At 72.3% G+C, this 6,000-nt stretch carries 6 protein-coding genes; 4 read left to right on the plus strand and 2 right to left on the minus strand.

Annotation, left to right across the window (positions count from 1 at the left end):
* Positions 1-252 precede the first annotated feature (252 nt).
* Entirely contained in the window at positions 253-2,265 is a 2,013-nt protein-coding gene (locus tag ACFWBB_RS01840; protein ID WP_385265528.1) for a WD40 repeat domain-containing protein, read from the plus strand.
* Here the strand turns inward: ACFWBB_RS01840 and ACFWBB_RS01845 are convergent.
* Positions 2,252-2,581 carry a hypothetical protein gene (locus tag ACFWBB_RS01845; protein ID WP_385265530.1) on the minus strand — a complete coding sequence of 110 codons (330 nt, stop codon included), beginning with the start codon at positions 2,579-2,581 and terminating at the stop codon, positions 2,252-2,254. The genes ACFWBB_RS01840 and ACFWBB_RS01845 overlap by 14 nt on opposite strands.
* Positions 2,582-2,594: 13 nt before the next feature.
* Here ACFWBB_RS01845 and ACFWBB_RS01850 point away from each other — a divergent pair, with 13 nt between their 5' ends.
* From ACFWBB_RS01850 to ACFWBB_RS01860, 3 genes are all read left to right on the plus strand, one after another.
* On the plus strand, positions 2,595-2,792 hold the full coding sequence (locus ACFWBB_RS01850; protein ID WP_385265532.1) for a hypothetical protein: 198 nt from the start codon (positions 2,595-2,597) through the stop codon (positions 2,790-2,792).
* 331 nt (positions 2,793-3,123) lie between these two features.
* The gene (locus ACFWBB_RS01855; protein WP_385265534.1) at positions 3,124-3,789 is read left to right on the plus strand and encodes a response regulator transcription factor; all 666 of its coding nucleotides are present in this window, start codon (positions 3,124-3,126) and stop codon (positions 3,787-3,789) included.
* Positions 3,790-3,943: 154 nt separating this feature from the next.
* On the plus strand, positions 3,944-4,942 hold the full coding sequence (locus ACFWBB_RS01860; protein ID WP_385265537.1) for a sensor histidine kinase: 999 nt from the start codon (positions 3,944-3,946) through the stop codon (positions 4,940-4,942).
* Between the two features lie 17 nt (positions 4,943-4,959).
* Here the strand turns inward: ACFWBB_RS01860 and fabG are convergent, their stop codons facing one another.
* Positions 4,960-5,706, minus strand: a complete 747-nt coding sequence (gene fabG / locus ACFWBB_RS01865) for a 3-oxoacyl-ACP reductase FabG (RefSeq protein ID WP_385265540.1) — start codon at positions 5,704-5,706, stop codon at positions 4,960-4,962.
* Positions 5,707-6,000 lie beyond the last annotated feature (294 nt).

Raw genomic sequence — 6,000 nt, forward strand, 5'->3', positions numbered from 1 at the left:
AGACCGACCTGGGCCCGGTGCCGCGACGCCAGGTCCCCTGCGTGACTCTCCTGTTGGCCCGGCAAGGACGGGTCGAACGGCCGTGGTCCTCGCCGACCGGGCCACTGTCCTGCTGGTCCTGGAGCGGATCGGGCCCCGTTCGGTGGCAGTTGTCGTCGACCGGATGGCGAACTGGTCGGCACCGATTGCGAGACTCTTCCGATGATTCCGAAACTGCCTCTGCACAGCCCTCGTTGGCGTGACCTCGACGGTGTGACAGCCGAGGAGGTGAAGGCACTCCTCGAGGAAATGGCCTGCACGGCTGCCGCCGGGACCGGCGATGAGTGGAGACAGGCCTGGACGTACCTGACCGAGGGCCTGATCGACGACGGAACCGTCTCCGACGGAGCGTATGCGGCCTTGCCGCATCTCGTCGAGGCGGCAGCGGCCCTGCCGCCGGGGCAGTCCGTGGACTTCTGGGTGGACATGGGCTTCATCGTGACCGCGGAGGACAGGCCCCCCGTACCGGCCGATCTCCAGGCGGGATTCAGCGCCGCACTCCGTCTGGCCGAGCAGGCGGGTGTGCGAAGCCTCCTTACCGTCGGCACCGTCGAGATCGCCCGCATTCCCGCGAAGGTCTGCGCATTCCTCGCGCTGTCCTGTGTCGCCTTCGCCGGTCACCACACCGCCACAGCACTGTGGTCTCTCGAGCCCCAGGACGGTGACCTCCTACTGGTGTGTCGCGGGTGCGGTGCCGACACCGAGATCCCGGGCTTCTTCGTGGACCCGGTGCGTCCCCCCTTCGAGGCTCCGGCACTGCCCGGTCCCGCCCCCGTCCGTCAGGGGGAAAACCCCTGGGGCGAGGTAGCCGCGGCAGTGCGGGACGGGGCACTGGGGGAGGGCTGGGAGTCCTTCCTGCGGGTGGCCCGCGAAGTCGCCGCGGCGGGAGTACCGCCCGAAACGCCGGGGCAGGCCGTCCTGTGCCTGGTCGCCGGCATGGTCGCGGCCAAGGGCGACCCGACGTGGGCCGGGAGGGAGTGGGCCCGCAAACTGATGCTGCTCACCGGATACTTCCGCTGCTGGAGCTGCGAGCAGACCTGGACGATCGCCGACGGCCTTGCGGAGAACCCGGACGGTGCGCACCCCCAGAACCATCGCCCGCGGGCGTGGACTGCCACCGATGGGCCGGCTGCCACGATGCAGCCGGCCGTGACCGGCCGGACGAGCGACGCCACGACCCGGCTCCGGCGGGACGGGAACGCGTTGCTCGCCGCCGACGGCACACCCTGGGGCCACGTATCGGTGTTCGCCGATTCCGCGCCCGGTTTCACCGGGGGCGTCGACTCACTGACGGTCGTGTCCCGGCCCGGTCGGCCGACGCTGATAGCCGGCGCGGGCGTCGGCGTCGCCGGGGACAAAGGGGTGGTGTGCCTCTGGGAGCCCGCCGACGGCCGGCTCGTCCATGACCCGTTGCCCGGACACCCTGACCGGATCCGCTCGATGACGGCCCTGCCCCTGCCCGACGGCCGCATCCTTGTGGCGACCGGAGGCGAGACCGGGACGATCGCCCTGTGGGACCCCTTCACCGGGCAGCCCGTCCGCGAACCCGTCGGCAACTGGCTCGGCGGGGTGACCGGGATGTGTGCCGCGACCGTCCCCGACGGCCGGACCCTGCTCGTCACCGCGACCTCCCGAGGCGCGGTCCGGTTGCGGGATCCGGCGACGGGGGAGTCCGTCGGCCGCCTCAACCCCTATGGCCGTCCGATCCGTTCGATCGCCGCCGTCCCGATCTCCGCCGGCCACACGCTGATCGCGGCCTCGGACCCACAGGGCGGCGTCCAGGTGTGGGATCCGGCCGTCGACGACCCCTGGGAGCGGGGCGCGGCGGTGCAGCTCAGCGAACGTGCGCTCGGCGCTGCCGACCACCGGGTGGCAGCTGTGGCGGCTGTGCCGACGCACGACCGGACCCTGCTGGCCACCGGAGACGACCGGGGCGTGGTCATGCTGTGGGATCTTGCGACCGGTGCCCCGGTCGGCGACGGTCTGCCCACCTCGACCGGCACCGCCGGCCTTCCGGCGATGACTGCCACCACGCTCCATGACGGGCGCACCGTCCTGGTCACCGGCAGCAGACTCGGGCGCGGCCTGCGGATGTGGGAACCGGGGACCGGCACGGTGCGGCACATTGCCCTGGACGTGTCGGTCACCTGCCTGGCCAGTGCGGGTCCCGACCTGATCGTCGGACACGACAGAGGAGTCCTCACGCTCCCGCTCACCGGGCAGTGAACGTCGCGGCGGACCAGCGGTTCGCCAGGGTGCGTCGCTTCCGCTCCGGGGCCAGTCGTGCGCCCGCCCGTCGTGCCTCGGTGACGCGGTGCGGCGAGTTCCCGGCGAGGGCGACGTGTTCGGCCAGCGCGTAGTGGTCGGCCGCGGCCTGATCCTCGCCGAGGAGCCGGTACAGGACGCCGTGGGCGTGGGCGTGGGCGAGAGCCGGTGGCGCACCACCGAACGGCGGGCCGCCCGTACCGCCGGCCCTCGCACCGTCGTCGGCTCCCGGTCCACTTCGGCCCGGGGCGTGGCGAGCGCCCGGAACGCCTCCCACCGCACACGACCCGATGGACGATCACCATCTCGTGTGTACAGGGCTGTTGACGCTGATCGCCCATCTGCTGCCCATCCGCCGTCAGTTCGCCGGGACGGCCGGCGCCGCCTGCGCGACCCGCCCCCTCGCCCACGCCCACGCCCTCGAAGGAATGAGACACGTGCACTCGCTGATCATCGGGATCGCCCTGGCCGCCCTGGTGGCCCCGTGACCGGAGCGCGGGCCCTCGGCCGTCGGCCACACGCGCCGCGCCCGGACTCGATCGAGCAGGTGATGCGCTCACCCCACCACTGAGTGTCGTCCGGTGGCAGAGCCCGCCCCACGGCCCGTTCCCGTGACCGAGGGGCTTCCGGCCTAGCGGCGGTCCGTCCTCCGCACCGACCTCGCGGTCGGCGGCGAAGCCCCTCGGCGTGGAGAGGATCACCTTTCTGCCATCCAGGGTCGTACACTATAGTTATCGCGTAGCGGTGAGCTTCGTCAGCCGGGCCGCCGCCCTGGAGTCTTTCGCACCACGATCAACGACGTAGCCAGCGGAGGTTTCCATGCGCGTTCTGATCGTCGAGGACCAAGCTGACATCGCCGACGCTCTCAGAAGCGGTCTCAGCGACCACGGATTCGAGACAGAGATGGCGCACACCTGCCAGACGGCCCTGGAGCGGTACGCGGAGGTGGACGCGATTCTGCTGGACGTCGGACTGCCGGACGGCAACGGCATGGACGTCTGTCGTACCATCCGCGCGGCCTCGGACGTCCCCATCATCATGGTCAGCGGACGCGACGACGAGTTCGACCGTGTTCTCGGCCTGCGGATGGGGGCGGACGACTATGTCGTGAAGCCGTGCGGCCTGCGCGAACTCATCGCCCGTATCGAGGCGGTGGTCCGGCGTGCCGTCGGCGGCTGGGCACGGCTGGGCGGTGGCGGAGCCCGCGTCGTCGGCCCGCTCACCATCGACCTCAGGCAGCGCCGCACGTTCGTGGACGGCAGGGAGATCGCCTTCACCCGGAAGGAGTTCGACCTGCTCGTCCTGCTCACCGGGGAGCCGGGCAAGGTCTTCGACAGGGAAGCGATCATGCGCCATGTCTGGGGGCACCCCAGTGTGGGGGACACCCGCACTCTGGGCGTCCACATGGTCAGCCTGCGCCGCAAGCTCGGAGCGCCGGAACTGATCCAGACCGTGCGCGGAGTCGGCTTCCGATTCGTCCTCTGAGTATCGCCCGCTCACGCGGGCGCCGGTCCGCGACGGCATCCACACGGCCGCCCCGGGCCGGCCGCCGCAGTCGCCGCGAGCCGCCGTCGTCGCCGGTTCGCGTCCGTCCTCGCCCGGCCACAGCGCCCCCCACCGCATGGAGAGGCACACGTCGATGCTCCTGCCCCTGCTCGCTGCTGCGGCGGGTCTCGCCTTGGCGTTCCTGGGTGCCGCCTACCGCTACTGGTGCGTGCGGCTGCTCGGCTCACTGCACGCGGTCACCAGGACCGTACGCCAGCTGGAACGCGGCGAACCGGTGGAACTGCTGGCCGAACACACCGGGCCACCGCAGACCCGTGAACTGGTGGAGTCCGTCAACCGGATCGCCTCCACCGCCCAGGCCGTCGACCAGCGGTACCGCATGCTGCTGTCGGACATCGCGCACCAGCAGCGCACCACGCTCCACCTGCTCGGTATGCGTCTGGAGCGGCTGGCCGTCCACCTGCCGCCGAAGAGCGGCGACGTGCACCGGATGATCACCACCGACCTGGAGCAACTGTGCGCCACGGTAACGGAGTTGCGCGCCGCGTCGACTGCCACCGCCAGCCCGCCCGTGGAGGTCGACGCCGCCGCGGTCGTCCGGGAGCGGGTCGCCGCCTGGGCCGACGCCGCAGCCGAACGCGATCTGATGCTCGGCACGCCGCACACGGGCGGCCGGGCGACCGTCCTCACCCGAAGCGGCACCCTGGAGCGGGTGATGGACATCTTTCTCGACAACGCAGTCAGGATGTCCCGGCCCCGTGGGGCGGTCATCGTGCGCACCACGGTGACCGACGGCCAGGTGCACATACGGGTCACGGACGAGGGCCCGGGCATGAGCGCGCGGGAGCGGGAGCTGGCCGTACGACAGGGCTGGTCCGCCGACAGGACCGCGCGCTACGGCATGGGTGGGAACGAGGGCTGGGGGGTCGGGCTCTCCATCGCCCACATGCTGGTCGCCTCCCATGGCGGTGAACTCACCCTGGAGAACGGCCCCGGCGGGCGGGGTCTGACGGCGCACGTCCGGTTCCCGCAGGTGACATCGGCCGGAGCCCGCCCGCCCCACGCCGCGCCGGACGCCCCGCCGGACGTCCGGCCGCACGCCGTGCCGGACGTCCCGCAGGGCGGCGCGTAGAGCCGGCCGGGCCGCGGTCAGCCGATGACGCCGCCGTCCACCCGCAGCACGGACCCGGTCACGTAGGACGCGTTCACGAGGTAGGAGACACCGTCGGCGACCTCGTCCGCCGTTCCGAACCGGGCCAGCGAGATCGAGGCCAACAGGTCGCGTCGGGTCTTCTCGGACAGTCCGCCGAGCATCTCGGTGTCGATGAAGCCCGGCGCGATCGCGTTGACCCGGATGCCGAACCTGCCCAGTTCCTTCGCCAGGGACCGGCTGAACCCGATGATCCCCGCCTTGGTGGCCGCGTAGTTGGTCTGGGTGGCGTTGCCGAGCACCCCGGACACCGAGGAGACGTTGACCACGCAGCCCGACCTGCGCTTCATCATGGGGAAGACGGCCGCGCGGCACACGTTGTAGGTGCCGGTGAGGTTGACGTCCACGACGTCGCGCCAGGCGGCGTCGTCCATGGTGGCCAGGGGACCGTCCCGGACGATGCCCGCCGACGTCACGACCGCCTGCAACGGGCCCAGTTCCCGCTCGGTCCGCGCCACCCACTCCTGCACGGCTTCCTGTTCGACGACATCGGCCCGGGAACCGACGGCGCGGCCACCGAGTTCCGACGCCTCCTTCTCCAGTGTCCGGGCGTCCTCGCCGCCGGAGCGGTGACAGAACGCCACGTCGAAGCCGTCCCGCACCAGACGGAGGACCACGGCCCGGCCGATGCCGCGCGAACCGCCGGTCACCAGGGCGACGGGACGGGACTGCTCAGTGCTCTGCATATGTGTCTCCTGGGATCGTGCCGCGGTGGGCGGAGCACCCCCGCGGTCGCCGGGCCGCCGCCGCGGGGCGGGGGAACGGGCAGGGGGAACCGTCGATGCCCGCCCGGACGGGCCGGGCGGGACACGGACGGGAGGACCCAACCCGGGCCCGCCGCCGCACCGGCGGGCCCGGGTCGAGGGCGGACGCGGGCGGTAACCGAGGGGCGGGTTACGCCCGCGGCCGTGGGCAGGGCGCAACGCCGCCCCGCCGGTGCGCGCGCCGGCGGCAGGGCCCCGCGACGCGCACCAGGGCGG

It is taken from the genome of Streptomyces sp. NPDC060000 (genome assembly GCF_042737375.1).
Classification (GTDB): Bacteria; Actinomycetota; Actinomycetes; order Streptomycetales; family Streptomycetaceae; genus Streptomyces.

Bases quoted from the DNA above. Each gene is read 5' to 3' on its own strand.
- ACFWBB_RS01850 (WP_385265532.1), top strand. From the start codon at position 2,595: ATGGACGATCACCATCTCGTGTGTACAGGGCTGTTGACGCTGATCGCC.
- ACFWBB_RS01855 (WP_385265534.1), top strand. From the start codon at position 3,124: ATGCGCGTTCTGATCGTCGAGGACCAAGCTGACATCGCCGACGCTCTC.
- ACFWBB_RS01860 (WP_385265537.1), top strand. From the start codon at position 3,944: ATGCTCCTGCCCCTGCTCGCTGCTGCGGCGGGTCTCGCCTTGGCGTTC.
- fabG (WP_385265540.1), bottom strand. From the start codon at position 5,706: ATGCAGAGCACTGAGCAGTCCCGTCCCGTCGCCCTGGTGACCGGCGGT.